This window comes from Klebsiella sp. 1SOBk10mer (genome assembly GCF_046602535.1).
Lineage (GTDB): Bacteria > Pseudomonadota > Gammaproteobacteria > Enterobacterales > Enterobacteriaceae > Klebsiella > Klebsiella quasipneumoniae.
Window position 1 is genome coordinate 211,583 of the sequence record NZ_JBKIUP010000006.1, and the last position, 14,945, is coordinate 226,527.

The 14,945-nt window shown below is 58.2% G+C and carries 17 protein-coding genes, 1 pseudogene and 1 riboswitch; of the genes and pseudogenes, 8 read left to right on the forward strand and 10 right to left on the reverse strand.

Going from position 1 to position 14,945, the window contains the following annotated elements; all coding sequences use genetic code 11:
- Positions 1-78: 78 nt before the first annotated feature.
- Positions 79-225, reverse strand: a pseudogene (locus ACLH1I_RS17280) (hypothetical protein); the annotation flags it as partial.
- Here ACLH1I_RS17280 and glgS point away from each other — a divergent pair.
- Positions 217-414: a cell surface composition regulator GlgS gene (gene glgS, locus ACLH1I_RS17285; RefSeq protein ID WP_004205248.1), complete on the forward strand. Its 198-nt coding sequence runs from the start codon at positions 217-219 to the stop codon at positions 412-414. The pseudogene ACLH1I_RS17280 and the gene glgS overlap by 9 nt on opposite strands.
- 34 nt (positions 415-448) lie before the next feature.
- Here glgS and ubiK read toward each other — a convergent pair whose 3' ends face one another.
- Positions 449-721 (reverse strand): ubiquinone biosynthesis accessory factor UbiK, encoded by a 273-nt coding sequence (gene ubiK / locus ACLH1I_RS17290; protein WP_004174355.1) that lies wholly within the window; start codon positions 719-721, stop codon positions 449-451.
- A gap of 120 nt (positions 722-841) precedes the next feature.
- Positions 842-993, forward strand: a riboswitch (FMN riboswitch).
- A 106-nt stretch (positions 994-1,099) separates the two neighbouring features.
- Between ubiK and ribB the strand changes: the two genes are divergently transcribed.
- The gene (gene ribB / locus ACLH1I_RS17295; protein ID WP_017899745.1) at positions 1,100-1,753 is read left to right on the forward strand and encodes a 3,4-dihydroxy-2-butanone-4-phosphate synthase; all 654 of its coding nucleotides are present in this window, start codon (positions 1,100-1,102) and stop codon (positions 1,751-1,753) included.
- 63 nt (positions 1,754-1,816) lie between these two features.
- Here the strand turns inward: ribB and zupT are convergent, their stop codons facing one another.
- Complete coding sequence (zupT, locus tag ACLH1I_RS17300) at positions 1,817-2,587, reverse strand: zinc transporter ZupT (protein ID WP_017899746.1); 771 nt, start codon at positions 2,585-2,587, stop codon at positions 1,817-1,819.
- A 186-nt stretch (positions 2,588-2,773) separates the two neighbouring features.
- Here zupT and ygiD point away from each other — a divergent pair, with 186 nt between their 5' ends.
- Complete coding sequence (gene ygiD, locus ACLH1I_RS17305; protein ID WP_004205244.1) at positions 2,774-3,565, forward strand: 4,5-DOPA dioxygenase extradiol; 792 nt, start codon at positions 2,774-2,776, stop codon at positions 3,563-3,565.
- A gap of 44 nt (positions 3,566-3,609) precedes the next feature.
- On the opposite strand, the gene ACLH1I_RS17310 is transcribed toward ygiD, so the two are convergent.
- The 3 genes from ACLH1I_RS17310 to tolC form a co-directional block, all read right to left on the reverse strand.
- The gene (locus tag ACLH1I_RS17310) at positions 3,610-4,770 is read right to left on the reverse strand and encodes a glutathionylspermidine synthase family protein (protein WP_017899748.1); all 1,161 of its coding nucleotides are present in this window, start codon (positions 4,768-4,770) and stop codon (positions 3,610-3,612) included.
- 5 nt (positions 4,771-4,775) lie between these two features.
- Complete coding sequence (locus ACLH1I_RS17315; RefSeq protein WP_002916849.1) at positions 4,776-5,447, reverse strand: DUF1190 family protein; 672 nt, start codon at positions 5,445-5,447, stop codon at positions 4,776-4,778.
- A 167-nt stretch (positions 5,448-5,614) separates the two neighbouring features.
- Positions 5,615-7,075 (reverse strand): outer membrane channel protein TolC, encoded by a 1,461-nt coding sequence (gene tolC / locus ACLH1I_RS17320; protein WP_004205242.1) that lies wholly within the window; start codon positions 7,073-7,075, stop codon positions 5,615-5,617.
- A gap of 196 nt (positions 7,076-7,271) precedes the next feature.
- Here tolC and nudF point away from each other — a divergent pair, with 196 nt between their 5' ends.
- From nudF to parE, 5 genes are read left to right on the forward strand one after another with little or no spacing between them, the layout of a single operon-like run.
- Positions 7,272-7,904 carry an ADP-ribose diphosphatase gene (gene nudF, locus ACLH1I_RS17325; protein WP_004205241.1) on the forward strand — a complete coding sequence of 211 codons (633 nt, stop codon included), beginning with the start codon at positions 7,272-7,274 and terminating at the stop codon, positions 7,902-7,904.
- On the forward strand, positions 7,901-8,323 hold the full coding sequence (locus ACLH1I_RS17330; protein ID WP_004205239.1) for a DUF1249 family protein: 423 nt from the start codon (positions 7,901-7,903) through the stop codon (positions 8,321-8,323). The genes nudF and ACLH1I_RS17330 overlap by 4 nt, the downstream gene beginning before the upstream one ends.
- A 24-nt stretch (positions 8,324-8,347) precedes the next feature.
- Complete coding sequence (cpdA, locus tag ACLH1I_RS17335; protein ID WP_004205237.1) at positions 8,348-9,175, forward strand: 3',5'-cyclic-AMP phosphodiesterase; 828 nt, start codon at positions 8,348-8,350, stop codon at positions 9,173-9,175.
- Positions 9,175-9,750 (forward strand): esterase YqiA, encoded by a 576-nt coding sequence (yqiA, locus tag ACLH1I_RS17340; RefSeq protein ID WP_004205236.1) that lies wholly within the window; start codon positions 9,175-9,177, stop codon positions 9,748-9,750. Before cpdA ends, yqiA begins: the two co-directional genes overlap by 1 nt.
- Positions 9,751-9,780: 30 nt before the next feature.
- Positions 9,781-11,676 carry a DNA topoisomerase IV subunit B gene (parE, locus tag ACLH1I_RS17345; RefSeq protein ID WP_004205235.1) on the forward strand — a complete coding sequence of 632 codons (1,896 nt, stop codon included), beginning with the start codon at positions 9,781-9,783 and terminating at the stop codon, positions 11,674-11,676.
- A gap of 73 nt (positions 11,677-11,749) precedes the next feature.
- On the opposite strand, the gene ACLH1I_RS17350 is transcribed toward parE, so the two are convergent.
- The 4 genes from ACLH1I_RS17350 to qseB all read right to left on the reverse strand — a co-directional run bounded on the left by ACLH1I_RS17350 (position 11,750) and on the right by qseB (position 14,839).
- On the reverse strand, positions 11,750-12,064 hold the full coding sequence (locus ACLH1I_RS17350) for a putative quinol monooxygenase (protein WP_004205233.1): 315 nt from the start codon (positions 12,062-12,064) through the stop codon (positions 11,750-11,752).
- An 81-nt stretch (positions 12,065-12,145) separates the two neighbouring features.
- The gene (locus tag ACLH1I_RS17355) at positions 12,146-12,727 is read right to left on the reverse strand and encodes an NAD(P)H-dependent oxidoreductase (RefSeq protein WP_198079822.1); all 582 of its coding nucleotides are present in this window, start codon (positions 12,725-12,727) and stop codon (positions 12,146-12,148) included.
- Between the two features lie 106 nt (positions 12,728-12,833).
- Positions 12,834-14,183, reverse strand: a complete 1,350-nt coding sequence (qseC, locus tag ACLH1I_RS17360) for a quorum sensing histidine kinase QseC (RefSeq protein WP_049115642.1) — start codon at positions 14,181-14,183, stop codon at positions 12,834-12,836.
- On the reverse strand, positions 14,180-14,839 hold the full coding sequence (qseB, locus tag ACLH1I_RS17365; RefSeq protein ID WP_023319162.1) for a quorum sensing response regulator transcription factor QseB: 660 nt from the start codon (positions 14,837-14,839) through the stop codon (positions 14,180-14,182). The genes qseC and qseB overlap by 4 nt, the downstream gene beginning before the upstream one ends.
- Positions 14,840-14,945 lie beyond the last annotated feature (106 nt).

The window sequence follows — 14,945 nt, forward strand, 5'->3', positions numbered from 1 at the left end:
GTTTCGCTATTCCCCCGCCATAACGGTGCGGCATCACGGCCTGCGATAGCGATATCGCGGGCCGTTTTTATTTAATGATGTGGAAAATGATTTGGCGCAATAAATAATCATATTAAGCGCATTTTTCGTACAAATGGCGTTAAGGTAAGCGTAAATACTGAAGTGAGTAAAAGGCATATGACTGATCAGAACATCCACCGCTGAAGGAGTATGCGCATGAACCATAACGACATGTATTCAATGAAGAATTTTGATTTTTTGGCACGGAGTTTCGCCAGAATGCACGCCCAGGGCCAGCCAGTTGATCTTCAGGCCATTGTCGGCAATATGGATGAAGAACATCGTGAATGGTTTTGCCAGCGCTATGAACTGTACTGTCGTCAGGTGAACAGCCCGGCGGAAGCCGCACACTAAGCCAACGCAAACGGGCCCCTGAGGGCCCGTTTTTTTACTGCTGCTCTTCGCTGCCAGGCGTCGTCGCCGGGCGGTTTTCGAGGTCATTCAGGCGCTGTTCCAGCAGCGCCAGTTTTTCGCGGGTCCGCAGCAGAACCTGAGTCTGCACGTCAAACTCTTCGCGGCTAACCAGGTCCAGACGGGTCAGCTGCGACTGCAGCGCCTGGCGGATTTTCTTTTCAACATCCTCACCCAGATCGCGAAGTCCTTTTGGCATCGACTCATGGACCTGGCGGGCGATTTGTTCAATTTTTTTCGGGTCAATCATGGTGGTTTCCTGCTCGGGTTGGATGATTGATCATTGTAGTGCGAACCAGGCCGCCTATAAACCAGAAATGTTTGAAGCTTATGCATTGCCGAGGATAGTCAATAGCGTTATAGTTATCTCGCTTATTCTCAGGGCGGGGCGAAATTCCCCACCGGCGGTAAATCAACCATGGCGTTGAAAGCCCGCGAGCGCTTCCCGTGACTACGGGAAGGTCAGCAGATCCGGTGTAATTCCGGGGCCGACGGTTAAAGTCCGGATGGGAGAGAGTAACGGCACAGTCGGGCCCAGGCCCGCTCGCGTTGACTTTTGCCGCTAAACCGGCGCTCCTAAGACTGCCCTGATTCTGGTAACCATAATTTTAATGAGGTTTTTTTTACCATGAATCAGACGCTCCTTTCTTCTTTTGGTACCGCTTTTGAACGTGTGGAACACGCTTTGGACGCCCTGCGCGAAGGCCGCGGCGTGATGGTGCTTGACGATGAAGACCGTGAAAACGAAGGCGATATGATCTTCGCCGCCGAAACCATGACCGTAGAGCAGATGGCGCTGACCATTCGTCACGGCAGCGGCATTGTGTGCCTGTGCCTGACCGAAGATCGCCGCAAACAGCTGGATCTGCCGATGATGGTGGAGAACAACACCAGCGCCTACGGCACCGGCTTTACCGTCACCATCGAAGCGGCGGAAGGCGTGACCACCGGCGTTTCCGCTGCTGACCGCGTGACCACCGTCCGCGCGGCGATTGCCGACGGCGCGAAACCTTCCGATCTCAACCGTCCTGGCCACGTTTTCCCGCTGCGGGCGCAGCCGGGAGGCGTACTGACCCGCGGCGGCCACACCGAAGCCACTATTGACCTCGTGACCCTCGCTGGCTTCAAACCGGCAGGCGTGCTGTGCGAGCTGACCAATGACGATGGCACCATGGCGCGCGCGCCGGAGTGCATCGCGTTCGCTCAGCAGCACAATATGGCGGTGGTCACGATTGAAGATCTGGTGGCCTATCGTCGCGAACATGAGCGTAAAGCCAGCTAATCAGCGGCTCACAACGCCAGTGAAAACAGCCCGCTTATTAGTGGGCTGTTTTGTTTCTGTGCCTTAACCGATGCCCATCGTCTGGAGCACCACCAGACTCAGCCCCATCACCGACATCCCGCACAGGACGCCATAGCTCGGGTTGCTTTGCGGATCGATCTCTTTCGCCAGCGGCATCAGTTCATCGACCGACAGCGCCACCATAATCCCGGCGACGGCGGCCATGATTGCGCCCATGACCATCGGCGAGACCAGGCTACCCAGAATCAGCCACGCCAGCACGCCGCCCAAAATCTCCGCCATGCCGGAAAGACCGGCCCAGAGCACCGCCTTACTGCGCGATCCGGTGGCGGCATATACCGGCCCGGCAACGGCCAGTCCTTCAGGAATATTGTGCAGGGCGACGGCAAGCGCCACACCCATGCCAAGCTCGAGGTTGTTGCTGGCCGTGACATAGGTGGCGATCCCTTCCGGAAAGTTATGCAGGCTGATACCCAACGTCAGCAGAATGGCGGTGCGGCGTAAATTGCGCGGGCGCGGCGCGGCGGGGGTCATCAAATCCTGCGGGTGGGCATGCGGCAGCAGGCGATCGAGACCAAAGTAGCCCAGCAGGCCGAAAACAAACATTCCGTAGCCGAGCAGCGGCGACATGTCCTCGGCGGCCAGCGCGGCAGGCAGCATTTCCATCAACGAAATCAACAGCATGATCCCGGCGGCAAAGCCGAGGGAGAAGCCCAGCAGGCGGTTAGAGGGTTTCTGGCCAATCACGCCAAAAATGGCGCCTATAAAGGTTGCGCTACCGGCTAACAGCGTCAATATTAAGGGTGATGACATCGCTTCTCTCCCTGCGAAAATAAGTGCATAGGAGTATATTGCCTGAGGATGCGCGTACGGGACAGCTCCCTTTACCGCGAATTACATTCAAATTTTCTGACGATCATCATCATGGTTATCTGAGTTTATCCTGGCGCAAAAGCGCGTAATGTGAGCACATCACATTGACACCCTAAGGATATCATCATGTCCCGTACCCGAATGCCCGCGTTGTTTCTCGGCCATGGCAGCCCAATGAACGTGCTGGAAGACAACCGCTATACCCGCGCCTGGGCTCACCTGGGCGAAACCCTGCCGCGTCCGAAAGCGATCGTGGTGGTCTCTGCGCACTGGTTCACCCGCGGTACGGGCGTGACGGCGATGGAGGCCCCGAAGACCATTCACGACTTCGGCGGTTTCCCGCAGGCGCTGTATGACACCCATTACCCGGCGCCGGGCTCCCCGGCGCTGGCGCAACGGCTGGTGGAGCTGCTCTCGCCGGTGCCGGTCACTCTCGATAAAGAAGCCTGGGGATTTGACCATGGCTCGTGGGGCGTGCTGATCAAGATGTATCCGCAGGCGGATATCCCGATGGTTCAGCTGAGCATCGACAGCACCAAACCACCGGCCTGGCATCTCGAAATGGGGCGAAAGCTGGCCTCGCTGCGTGATGAAGGGATTATGCTGGTGGCCAGCGGCAACGTGGTGCACAACCTGCGTACCGCCCGCTGGCATGGCGAGAACACGCCGTATCCGTGGGCGGAGTCCTTCAACAACTACGTGAAGGCGAATCTGCAGTGGCAGGGCCCGGACGATCAGCACCCGCTGGTTAACTACCTGGCACACGAAGGGGGCTCGCTCTCCAACCCCACGGCGGAGCATTTCCTGCCGCTGTTATACGTGCTGGGGGCATGGGATGGCGTGGAGGCGATTTCGACCCCGGTCGATGGCATCGAGATGGGCTCGCTGAGTATGCTGTCGGTGGTGGTTGGCGCCTGATAAAAATTGAGCTCCGGCGGCGGTATCGTCGCCGGAGCGCGACATTATTCGACGAAAATGTGCGGATAGAAACGCGACAGATCCTGGGTAATCAGCGCCCGGTCTTCACGAATGCCGATCCCGGCGGGCTGATCGTTGATGAGCCAGCTGCCAATCAGCGTGTAGCTGTCACCAAACTTCGGCAGCGGGTAAAATTCCTGCACGATAGTGCCTTCTTCCCCATACGGACCTTCCACCGACTCCACCACCTTGCCCTGTTCAACGATCGATACGTTGGCGCCTTCGCGGGAGAAGATCGGCTTAATGACGTACTTCTCCATCTCCGGATGGGCATCTTCGCTGAAGTAAGCCGCCAGCAGATTTGGGTGATTGGGGAACATTTCCCACAGCATCGGCAGCAGCGCTTTGTTGGAGATGATGCTCTTCCACGCCGGCTCCAGCCAGCGAACGCCGGCGTCTTCCAGCTTGGTGGAGAACATCTCCCGCAGCATAAACTCCCACGGATAGAGCTTGAACAGGTTGCCAATCACCTGATCCTGGAGATCGGTAAACTGGCCTTTTTCACCCAGTCCAATATCTTCGATGTAGAGGAATTCCGTCGCCAGCCCCGCCTCGGCGGCGCAGTCCTGCAGATATTGCACGGTGCCGCGATCTTCAACGGTATCGCGGCAGCAGGCCATATGCAGCAGCTGGAAGCCAAACTGCTCGCGCAGCTCACCGAAGCGATCGATCAGCTTCTCCTGCAGGCTATTGAACTGGTCGCTGCCCGCCGGCAGCTTGCCGGCGTTGAGCTGGTCTTCCAGCCAGATCCACTGGAAGAAGGCCGCTTCATACAGCGAGGTCGGCGTGTCGGCATTGTTCTCCAGCAGCTTCGGCTCGCCGACGCCATCCCAGGCCAGGTCGAGACGTGAGTAGAGTGACGGCTGGTTGGTTTTCCACGACTGGCGCACAAAGCCCCAGGTGTGTTTAGGGATGCGGAATTTGGCCATCAGCTCATCGCTGGCGATCACTTTTTCCACCACCTGAAGACACATCTGATGCAGCTCGGCGGTGACCTCCTCCAGCTTTTCCACCTGGGCGAGGCTCAGCTTGTAATAAGCCTCTTCGCTCCAGTAGGGCTCGCCGTACATGGTGTGGAAGTTGAAGCCGTATTCGGTCGCTTTCTCGCGCCAGTCCGGGCGCTCGGTAATGCTGACTCTTTCCATGTTGCTTAGCCGCCCATTGAGCGAGAAGAAGAGGTTGAGCCTGCGGCGCTACGCTGCATAGTCGACTGCTTCGCCACCGACTCGCCGAAGCCCCCGCGGGTGACGGTCGTGGTGGTTGCCGGTTTCGGCGCCATCGCGGTTTTCGGCACGTTCATGGTGCGGCCCGGCTGGGCGGCGCCATAGCTCTTACCGCTGGCGTCAGTGTACTGACCGTAGGCCGGGCTGGCAGGGTTTTTGGAGCTGAACAGCGGCTGCTGTTGCGCCATGCCGCCGCCCATCAGGCGGCCCATCATGTAGCCGGCCATCAGCGGCATCCAGAAGCTGCCGCTGCTTTGCGCCTGGGCCTGGTTTTCCGGGGCGACGCCCGCCTGGGCAGGCGTTTGCTGGCACTGACCTTCGCCAAACTCGGCGACGCAGTCTTCGCGGGTGGCATATTTCGGCGCGGTGCGCTCTGCCTCTTTCACCGCGTTGGTGTAGGCCGTGGTGCATTCGGCTGCTTTGCCCGGGTTGGCGGCGGAGCAGTCATCGGCGTTCTGGTACAGCGAGACCGTTTCGTCGCTTTTTTCACAACCGGCAAGCATAAAGACCGCGGTGACGGCCAGGGCGACCGGCGTCAGGTGGCGTGCGCTCCAGCTTTTGCGGAACGACGAATGATTAATATTTTTTGTCCGTTTCATATTTGTCTTCCAGGACCCAGTGGTATGGCGTGTGTTAACGCTCAGGATAGAGGATGAGTGGTGGAAAATGAAGCGAAGAGGGGCGCTAAGCGGGGGATCTTTACGTTGCCTTACGTTTAACGCATCGCCTGTCCGACGGACAGGCGATGCGCGTCACAGTATGAAAATTACTGACGGAACGGATTGCTGCCGCTGCTATGGGTCGTCGTCCGTGCGGACGCCGGCTTCATAGCCGCAGTCGTGTTGCCGTAACCATCGGCAGTGGCATCCTGCTGCGGATTCTCCGGCGCGACGCTGTCGGCAGAGGTCGAGATCGGTTTGCCCAAGGTGTTGTTCAGGGCGATCAGATCCTGCTCGTTCAGCGTACCTAACGCCGACTTGATGTTCAGCTCGTTGATCAGGTAGTTGTAGCGCGCATTAGAGAGCTGCTGTTTGGCGTTGTACAGCGTGGTGGTGGCGTCGAGGACGTCAACGATAGTACGGGTACCCACCGAGTAGCCAGCTTCCATCGCATCCAGGGAGCTTTGCGCAGAGACCACCGCCTGTTTGTAGGCGTTGATGCTGCTGATAGAGGCATTCACGTTGTTAAACGAAGAACGCACGGTCTGGACCACGCTGCGGTGAGCGCTTTCCAGCTGCTCGCTGGCGCCGACGAAATTGTACTGCGCCTGTTTGACCTGCGAGTTAACCATCCCGCCCTGGTACAGCGGCAGGGAGAAGCTCAGGCCGATTTTGTTCTGACCGATATCAGCATCTTGCGAGATGCTTTTTGAGCCGCTGTAGCGGTTGTTGGAAACGCCCGACGAGGCGTTTAAATCCAGGGTCGGCAAATGGCCGTCCTGCGCCTGGCGAATCTGCTCGCGGGCCAGGTCCTGATTCAGACGCGCCTGCAGCAGCGACAGGTTGCGGTTCTCGGCTTCCTTCAGCAGGGCGTTCACCGCCTGCGGTTTGCTGGTTTTGAAGCCGTCTACGTTCAGGGAGGCCAGCTCCGGGTAGTAGTTGCCGGTAACCTGGCGCAGCTCTTCCACGGCGTTGTCGAGATCGTTACGTGCGGTCACTTCGTTCGCCAGCACGGCGTCGTATTGTGAGCGGGCGTTCTGCACGTCGGTGATCGCCACCAGACCGACGTTAAAGCGCTGGGTGGTTTGATCCAACTGACGGTAAATAGCCTGTTTCTGCGCTTCGGTATAAGAGAGCGTGTCGATGGCGGCCAGCACTTTGAAATAGGCCGTCGCGGTATTCAGAATCAGCGTTTGCTGATCGGTTTGATACGTGACATCCTGAATGCCTGCCGCTTTTTCCTGCAGCGTCAGGGCGCGCCATTTCGACATATCAAACAGAACCTGCGTTAACTGCAGCGAGCCGCTGGTGACGTTAGAATTCTGGTCTTTATAATCACGGAAGCCGCTGGTATAGGTATAATCCGCTCCCAGCCCGAGCTGAGGCAGTAATGGACTGCGCGCTTCGTTGATCTTTTCGAATGCGGCGTCACGATCGGCTGCCGATTTACGCAGATCGGGGTTGCTGATGCGCGCCTGCTGGTAAACCTGAAGCAGGTTTTCCGCCTGGCTCATGGCGCTGAACCCGGTCAGGCTCAGGCCGATAAGAATGGGGAGCAATTTCTTCATTTGCATTCCTTGTTGTGAAGCATTTAGCGCTGGTCTAATTCTAAGAAAAATTCCGCTGATTGTATCGATTCTGCCGCCGTAAAAAGTTGGCGTTACGTGCCATCCGGCGGTAATTTGCACCAATCTAACATACGGACCGTAAAACGGTAGCCAAACGGTCTGGAAATCCCTCATTTCGGATTAGCAGGACATAACAATGAGCAAACCCATCCACCAGGGAATTACCTTCTCCAAAAATGATGTAGAAATTATTGCACGCGAAACGCTGTATCGTGGTTTTTTTTCACTCGATTTATACCGTTTTCGCCACCGCCTGTTTAACGGCGGCATGAGCGGCGAAGTCACCCGTGAAATTTTTGAGCGCGGGCATGCCGCCGTCTTGCTACCCTTTGACCCGGTGCGGGACGAAGTGGTGCTGGTCGAACAAATCCGTATCGCCGCCTATGATACCAGCGAGAGCCCGTGGCTGCTGGAAATGGTCGCCGGCATGATCGAGGCGGGTGAGACGGTGGAAGATGTCGCCCGTCGGGAAGCGCTGGAAGAGGCCGGGCTTGAAGTTGGGCGGACGAAACCAATATTAAGCTATCTGGCCAGTCCTGGCGGCACCAGTGAACGGTTATCGATCCTGGTGGGCGAAGTTGATGCATCGACGGCAAAAGGCATTCACGGCCTGGCCGAGGAAAATGAGGATATTCGGGTGCATGTGGTAAGCCGGGAGCAGGCTTACCAGTGGGTAGAAGAGGGGAAAATCGACAACGCAGCCTCTGTCATCGCCTTGCAATGGCTGCAATTGCATTATCACAATTTACGAAACGAGTGGACAAAATGAAGCGTTATACACCTGACTTCCCTGAGATGATGCGCCTGTGCGAGACCAATTTCGCCCAGTTGCGCCGCCTGTTGCCGCGAACGGATGCAGCGGGTGAGAAGGTGAGCTATCAGGTGGGAAGCGCGCAATATCGGTTAACGATAACGGAATCAACCCGCTACACTACTCTGGTGGCGATAGAGCAGACTCTGCCAGCGGTGAGCTACTGGAGTCTGCCATCCATGACCGTTCGCCTCTACCATGACGCCATGGTGGCCGAAGTGTGTTCGAGTCAGCAGATCTTTCGCTTCAAAGCGCGATATGATTATCCTAATAAAAAGTTGCATCAACGCGACGAAAAGCATCAAATTAACCAGTTTCTGGCCGACTGGCTGCGTTACTGTTTAGCACATGGAGCGATGGCGATTCCGGTTTGTTAGCGTCGTTAAACCTAAGGACACCATTTGGAAAGCCTGTTAAACCTACCTCTGGCTGGTGAGGCCAGAGTCAGGATCTTACAAATTACTGATACTCACCTGTTTGCTGAAAAACATGAAACGTTGTTAGGCATCAATACCTGGGAAAGCTATCAGGCCGTACTGTCGGCCATTCATGCCTCACAGCGTCCATGCGATTTGATTGTCGCAACAGGCGATCTGGCGCAGGATCACTCCTCCGCGGCCTACCAGCATTTTGCTGAGGGCATCGCGAGTTTTGCTGCACCCTGCGTCTGGCTACCGGGCAACCATGATTTCCAGCCGGCGATGTACAGCACCCTGCAGGAGTCGGGTATTTCCCCCGCCAAGCGCGTGTTTCTCGGCGACCACTGGCAGATCCTGCTGCTGGACAGCCAGGTGTTCGGCGTTCCCCATGGCGAGCTGAGCGACTTCCAGCTGGAATGGCTCGAACATAAGCTGGCGGAGGCGCCGGAGCGTTATACCTTACTTCTGCTGCATCATCATCCGCTGCCGGCCGGCTGCAGCTGGCTGGATCAACACAGTCTGCGCAACGCCGGCGCGCTGGACAGCGCGCTGAGCGCCTGGCCTCGGGTGAAGCATCTGCTGTGCGGCCATATTCATCAGGAACTGGATCTCGACTGGAATGGCCGACGTATGATGGCGACGCCGTCGACCTGCGTTCAGTTCAAGCCGCACTGCGCCAATTTCACCCTCGATACGGTGTCGCCGGGCTGGCGCTGGCTGGAGCTTCACCCTGACGGAACGCTGACCACCGAAGTGTGCCGCCTGGAAGGCGCGGCGTTTCATCCGGATATTGCTTCAGAAGGCTACTGATGGCGACGCTTCTTTATCTGCACGGCTTTAACAGTTCCCCGCGCTCGGCGAAGGCGACGGCGTTAAAGACCTGGCTGGCGCAGCACTATCCTGAGATCGCCATGGTGGTGCCTGAGCTGCCGCCTTACCCGGCGGAAACGGCGGAGCTGCTGGAGTCCATCGTGCTGGAGCACGGCGGCGAGCCGCTGGGGGTCGTAGGGTCGTCGCTGGGCGGCTACTACGCCACCTGGCTGTCGCAATGCTTTATGCTGCCAGCGGTCGTGGTTAACCCGGCGGTGCGGCCGTTTGAGCTGCTGAACAATTTTCTCGGCCACAATGAGAATCCGTACACCGGGCAACAATATGTGCTAGAGTCTCGCCATATTTACGATCTCAAAGTCATGCAAATCGACCCGCTCGAAGCGCCGGATTTACTCTGGCTGCTGCAGCAGACCGGGGATGAAGTGCTTGATTACCGCCAGGCCGTTCATTACTACGCCTCCTGCCGGCAGACGGTGGAGGAGGGCGGTAATCACGCATTTGTCGGCTTTGACGATCATTTCACTCAGATTATCGAATTTCTCGGCCTGCGCTAAACGGCCCTGAACGACCTACGAATACACACCATGACGCAATCTTCATATAACGCTGATGCCATTGAGGTACTCACCGGGCTAGAGCCGGTGCGCCGCCGTCCGGGCATGTATACCGACACCACCCGTCCTAACCATCTTGGTCAGGAAGTGATTGATAACAGTGTGGACGAAGCGCTGGCAGGCCACGCCAAACGCGTGGAAGTGATCCTTCACGCCGACCAGTCCCTCGAGGTGATTGACGACGGGCGCGGGATGCCGGTCGACATTCACCCGGAAGAGGGGGTGCCGGCGGTTGAGCTGATCCTCTGCCGACTGCACGCGGGCGGTAAGTTTTCCAACAAAAACTACCAGTTTTCCGGCGGCCTGCACGGGGTGGGGATTTCGGTGGTCAACGCCCTGTCTAAACGCGTGGAGGTCAACGTGCGTCGCGACGGTCAGGTCTACAGCATCGCCTTTGAGAATGGTGAGAAAGTAGAAGACCTGCACGTCACCGGCACCTGCGGTAAACGCAACACCGGGACCAGCGTCCATTTCTGGCCTGACGAAAGCTTCTTCGATAGCCCGCGCTTCTCCGTTTCGCGTTTGACCCACTTGTTAAAAGCGAAAGCGGTGCTGTGCCCGGGCGTGGAAATTGTTTTCCGCGATCAGGTCAACAACAGCGAGCAGAGCTGGTGCTATGCCGATGGCCTTAACGACTACCTTAGCGAAGCGGTGAACGGCCTGCCGCTGCTGCCGGAAAAACCCTTCGTCGGCACCTTCTCCGGTGAGACGGAGGCGGTGGACTGGGCGCTGCTGTGGCTGCCGGAAGGCGGCGAGCTGCTGACCGAGAGTTATGTCAACCTGATCCCGACCATGCAGGGCGGGACGCACGTCAACGGCCTGCGCCAGGGGCTGCTGGACGCGATGCGTGAGTTCTGCGAGTACCGTAATATTCTGCCGCGCGGGGTGAAACTGTCGGCGGAAGATATCTGGGATCGCTGCGCCTACGTGCTGTCGGTGAAGATGCAGGATCCGCAGTTCGCCGGGCAAACCAAAGAGCGCCTGTCGTCGCGCCAGTGCGCGGCGTTCGTCTCTGGCGTGGTGAAAGACGCCTTCAGCCTGTGGCTGAACCAGAACGTGCAGGCTGCGGAGCTGCTGGCGGAGATGGCCATCTCCAGCGCCCAGCGTCGTCTGCGCGCCGCCAAGAAAGTGGTGCGCAAAAAGCTGACCAGCGGTCCGGCGCTGCCGGGTAAGCTGGCCGACTGCACCGCCCAGGATCTGAACCGTACCGAACTGTTCCTCGTCGAAGGGGACTCGGCGGGCGGGTCAGCCAAGCAGGCGCGCGATCGTGAATATCAGGCGATCATGCCGCTGAAAGGCAAGATCCTTAATACCTGGGAAGTCTCTTCCGATGAAGTGTTAGCTTCGCAAGAAGTGCACGACATTTCGGTGGCGATTGGTATTGACCCGGATAGCGATGATTTAAGCCAGCTGCGCTACGGCAAAATTTGTATTCTGGCGGATGCGGACTCCGATGGCCTGCACATTGCCACGCTGCTGTGCGCGCTGTTCGTGAGACACTTCCGTACTCTGGTGAAAGAGGGGCACGTCTACGTGGCGCTGCCGCCGCTGTACCGTATCGACCTCGGCAAAGAGGTTTACTACGCGCTAACGGAAGAAGAAAAAACCGGCGTGCTGGAGCAGCTGAAGCGCAAGAAAGGCAAGCCAAACGTCCAGCGCTTTAAAGGTCTCGGCGAGATGAACCCGATGCAGCTGCGGGAAACCACCCTAGACCCAAATACCCGCCGCCTGGTGCAGCTGGTGATCAGCGATGAGGATGAGCAGCAGACCACGGCGATGATGGATATGCTGTTGGCCAAGAAGCGTTCTGAAGACCGTCGCAACTGGCTGCAGGAGAAGGGCGATATGGCGGACCTGGAAGTGTAAGACCGCACGCTGCGCCAGACGTAAAAGGGAGCCTCAGGCTCCCTTTTCTTATTCCGTTTCAGCGTCGGCGGGCTTAGACGCCGGCCTGCAGGATACGGATGGTGGTCTCCAGCACATCGCCTTTGACCGCTTCCGACCAGGCTTTCATGTGCGGGGTCTGCAGGTGCGCTTCAAGATGCGCGACGCTTTCCCACTGCTCCACCATGACGATAGAGTCAGGAGCGGTGGTCTGGAAGCTGACGCCAGCGGCATGATCCACCATAGGCGCATAGCCGTGGCAGCCGGCTTCCTGCAAAACGGTCGGAATAATTTTCGCGAACTGATCGAGAACCGCCTGGCGGTGGTGCTGGCCCGGACGGGTACGGATTTCTGCAATCACTGTTAACATGGTTAACTCAACTCCTTCTGTGTGGATCTTGTCATACTCCAGGTTCCAATAACTCGAAATATGTAGAGCATAGACCCCTAGTTAACCAAAAATTTCCGCCAGATGCTTGCGATATTCTGCGATATACCGTGGGACATCAGGCATTTTTATCACGTCGTTGGCGATAAAGGTTGGCAGCGCCTCCATACCCAGGAACTGGTTGGCTTTATGGAACGGCAGGTAAACGCCGTCAACGCCAACGCCGTGGAAGAACTGCTCTTTGTCGGTGAAGGCCTCCATTGGCGCGTTCCAGGTCAGGGAGAGCATATATTTTTTCCCCTGCACCAGGCCGCCGGAGCCATATTTTTTGCTGGCGTCGGAGCGGGTACGGCCGTCGCTGGCGTACAGCGAACCGTGGCCTTCGGTAAAGACGTCATCTATATATTTTTTCACCGTCCACGGGGCGCCCATCCACCAGCCCGGCATCTGCCAGATCACCACATCGGCCCAGAGGAAATTCTGCACTTCGGCTTTTACGTCGTACTCGCTTTCGGCGCGAACGCTTTTAACATCGTGCCCGGCGTCGCGCAGATAACTCTCCGCGACCTCGGTCAGGGTGTCGTTCAGTTGGCCATTCGAGTGGGCGAATTTTTTTGCGCCATTGATAATCAGGATGTTGCTCATTAGTTGTCCTCAATCTTGAAAATTTGCCGACGATCTTACCCCGCGAAGCGGGGCAGTAAAATGAGCAAAATGTGCAAAGTCTTTTGCTAAATGAGCAATAATCCCGCTACCAGCCAACGCGGGCTTCGAAGCCCCCGTCGCGGGCGTTGGCAAACTCGACGCGCATGCCATGCAGCGAGGCGATGCGCCGGACGATAGACAAGCCCAGGCCGCTGCCCGGAGCATCCTGACCAGGCGGGCGGTAAAAACGTTCGCCGACGCGCGCCAGCGCCTGCGGGCTGATGCCGGGGCCGTTATCGCGGACCCGAAACTCGCGGGCGTTGAGGGTGATATCGACCTGGCTGCCGCGCGGGCTGTAGCGCACCGCGTTATCCAGCAGATTGCGCACCAGCAGGCTGAGGAGCAGCGGCTGGCCGGTGCGGGAGATGCCAGAGGCATTAAGATGCAGGCGCAGCTCAATCCCGGACTGCTGCGCCGGGTGGTACATCTCCATTACCGCCGACTGCAGCAGGTCGTCGAGGGCGACCGGCTGCAGGTCGTCCAGCTGGGCGAGCGAGTCCAGCCGCGACAGCGTCAGCAGCTGATCCACCAGACGGGTGGCGCGATCGATCCCCTGATGGAGCTGAGCCAGGGCTTTCTCCCGCCCTTGTGGATCGTCCAGAGAGAGCTGGGCGACTTCAGTCTGCACCTTCAGCGCCGCCAACGGGCTGCGCAGCTCGTGGGCGGCATCAGAGGTAAACCGACGCTCGCGCAGCATGACGTCGTGGGTGCGCTGGAACAGCTGATTCAGCGCTTCGACCAGTGGGCGGACTTCAGGGGGGATCTTCTCCACGCTGAGCGATTCCGCCGAGTCCGGCGCGCGCAGACGCAGCGTGCGCGCCAGATGTTTCAACGGCGCCAGTTCGCGGCTTAACAGCACGATGAGTAGCACGAACATCAGCGGCAGGGCGACCATCCACGGAGTGAGCTGCGAGGTGACAATGTCCATCGCCATTTCGCGGCGATAATCCCACTCCTGGCCGACGGCGATGCGGTGGCGGCCATCGGCGGTGGTTAACCACAGGAAGCGCCACTCGTCATCATCGCCGCGCAGGTAGCCATCGCTAAAGCCCTCACGCTGCGAGTGCCACTGTATATCCTCTCCGTTCTCGCCGTCGTTAAGCACCATTTTGCCGTCGCGGGTGAAGATGGCGAACGCCAGCGCATCGTCGTCGATATGCCCGTGGCGCACCTTTTTCTTTTCCCCGAGCGATACCGGCGGGGCGCGCAGTTCATCGAAATGCATGGCGCTCAGGCGGCGGGCGAACAGCAGCTGCTGGGTATCAAACAGCTTATCCAGCTTTTTACTGGTCTGCTGCCAGGCGATCACGCTGGCCACGCCCCAGGCGGCGGCGGTCAGCACGGCAAACAGCAGCGTCAGGCGCAGGCGCAGGCTCAGGCGGGCAAGTCGTTTCATGCGTCACCCAGGGTATAGCCGATGCCGTGGACGGTGCGGATAAATTCACTGCCGAGTTTGCGCCGCAGATGGTGGACGTGAACTTCCACGGCGTTGCTGGAGACCTCGTCGTCCCAGTTGTAGAGCTTTTCTTCAATAAGCTTACGCGGCAGCACGCGCCCGGCGTTACGCAGCAGCAGTTCCAGCAGGGCGAACTCCTTCGGCTTCAGCGTCAGGCTTTCGCCGTCGAGGCTGGCGGTTAAGCGGTTCGGGTCAAGGCGTACCTTGCCGTGGCGCAACTCGCTGCTGCTCTGGCCGTGGGCACGGCGGATCAATGCTTCGAGGCGGGCCGCTACCTCAATCAGGGCGAAAGGTTTGCACAGATAATCATCGGCGCCCAGGCGCAGCCCCTCCACCCGCTGGCTGAGCGCATCGCGGGCGGTGAGGATCAGCACCGGTTCATGGCGGCCTTTGTCGCGCCACTCGCGCAGAATATCGAGGCCATCAACGCCAGGAAGAGTGAGATCAAGAATTGCCGCGTCGTAGGGGGCGCTGTATAGGGCGTTTTTGCCCTCCAGCCCGGCGGTAAACCAGTCGATGCTGAAGCCCATTTTGCTTAGCCCGGCCTTGATGCCATCGCCGATTAACTTGTCATCTTCCACCAATAATATGCGCATGTTTCCCTCTGACGATCCTGATTCTTTGCGCAGTAAACCGCGTTGAAGCGGGTGATGTACAGCATTAAAATTTCTTTTTTCCCCTTAAGAAGTCGTTAAGTTTTGT

What these genes read in the sequence shown, in the direction of transcription:
- glgS (WP_004205248.1), top strand. Translation starts at nt 217, where the DNA reads ATGAACCATAACGACATGTATTCAATGAAGAATTTTGATTTTTTGGCA.
- ygiD (WP_004205244.1), top strand. Translation starts at nt 2,774, where the DNA reads ATGTCCCGTACCCGAATGCCCGCGTTGTTTCTCGGCCATGGCAGCCCA.
- ubiK (WP_004174355.1), bottom strand. Translation starts at nt 721, where the DNA reads ATGATTGACCCGAAAAAAATTGAACAAATCGCCCGCCAGGTCCATGAG.
- tolC (WP_004205242.1), bottom strand. Translation starts at nt 7,075, where the DNA reads ATGAAGAAATTGCTCCCCATTCTTATCGGCCTGAGCCTGACCGGGTTC.
- ACLH1I_RS17310 (WP_017899748.1), bottom strand. Translation starts at nt 4,770, where the DNA reads ATGGAAAGAGTCAGCATTACCGAGCGCCCGGACTGGCGCGAGAAAGCG.
- qseC (WP_049115642.1), bottom strand. Translation starts at nt 14,183, where the DNA reads ATGAAACGACTTGCCCGCCTGAGCCTGCGCCTGCGCCTGACGCTGCTG.
- zupT (WP_017899746.1), bottom strand. Translation starts at nt 2,587, where the DNA reads ATGTCATCACCCTTAATATTGACGCTGTTAGCCGGTAGCGCAACCTTT.
- ribB (WP_017899745.1), top strand. Translation starts at nt 1,100, where the DNA reads ATGAATCAGACGCTCCTTTCTTCTTTTGGTACCGCTTTTGAACGTGTG.
- ACLH1I_RS17350 (WP_004205233.1), bottom strand. Translation starts at nt 12,064, where the DNA reads ATGTTAACAGTGATTGCAGAAATCCGTACCCGTCCGGGCCAGCACCAC.
- qseB (WP_023319162.1), bottom strand. Translation starts at nt 14,839, where the DNA reads ATGCGCATATTATTGGTGGAAGATGACAAGTTAATCGGCGATGGCATC.
- ACLH1I_RS17355 (WP_198079822.1), bottom strand. Translation starts at nt 12,727, where the DNA reads ATGAGCAACATCCTGATTATCAATGGCGCAAAAAAATTCGCCCACTCG.
- parE (WP_004205235.1), top strand. Translation starts at nt 9,781, where the DNA reads ATGACGCAATCTTCATATAACGCTGATGCCATTGAGGTACTCACCGGG.
- nudF (WP_004205241.1), top strand. Translation starts at nt 7,272, where the DNA reads ATGAGCAAACCCATCCACCAGGGAATTACCTTCTCCAAAAATGATGTA.
- ACLH1I_RS17330 (WP_004205239.1), top strand. Translation starts at nt 7,901, where the DNA reads ATGAAGCGTTATACACCTGACTTCCCTGAGATGATGCGCCTGTGCGAG.
- yqiA (WP_004205236.1), top strand. Translation starts at nt 9,175, where the DNA reads ATGGCGACGCTTCTTTATCTGCACGGCTTTAACAGTTCCCCGCGCTCG.
- ACLH1I_RS17315 (WP_002916849.1), bottom strand. Translation starts at nt 5,447, where the DNA reads ATGAAACGGACAAAAAATATTAATCATTCGTCGTTCCGCAAAAGCTGG.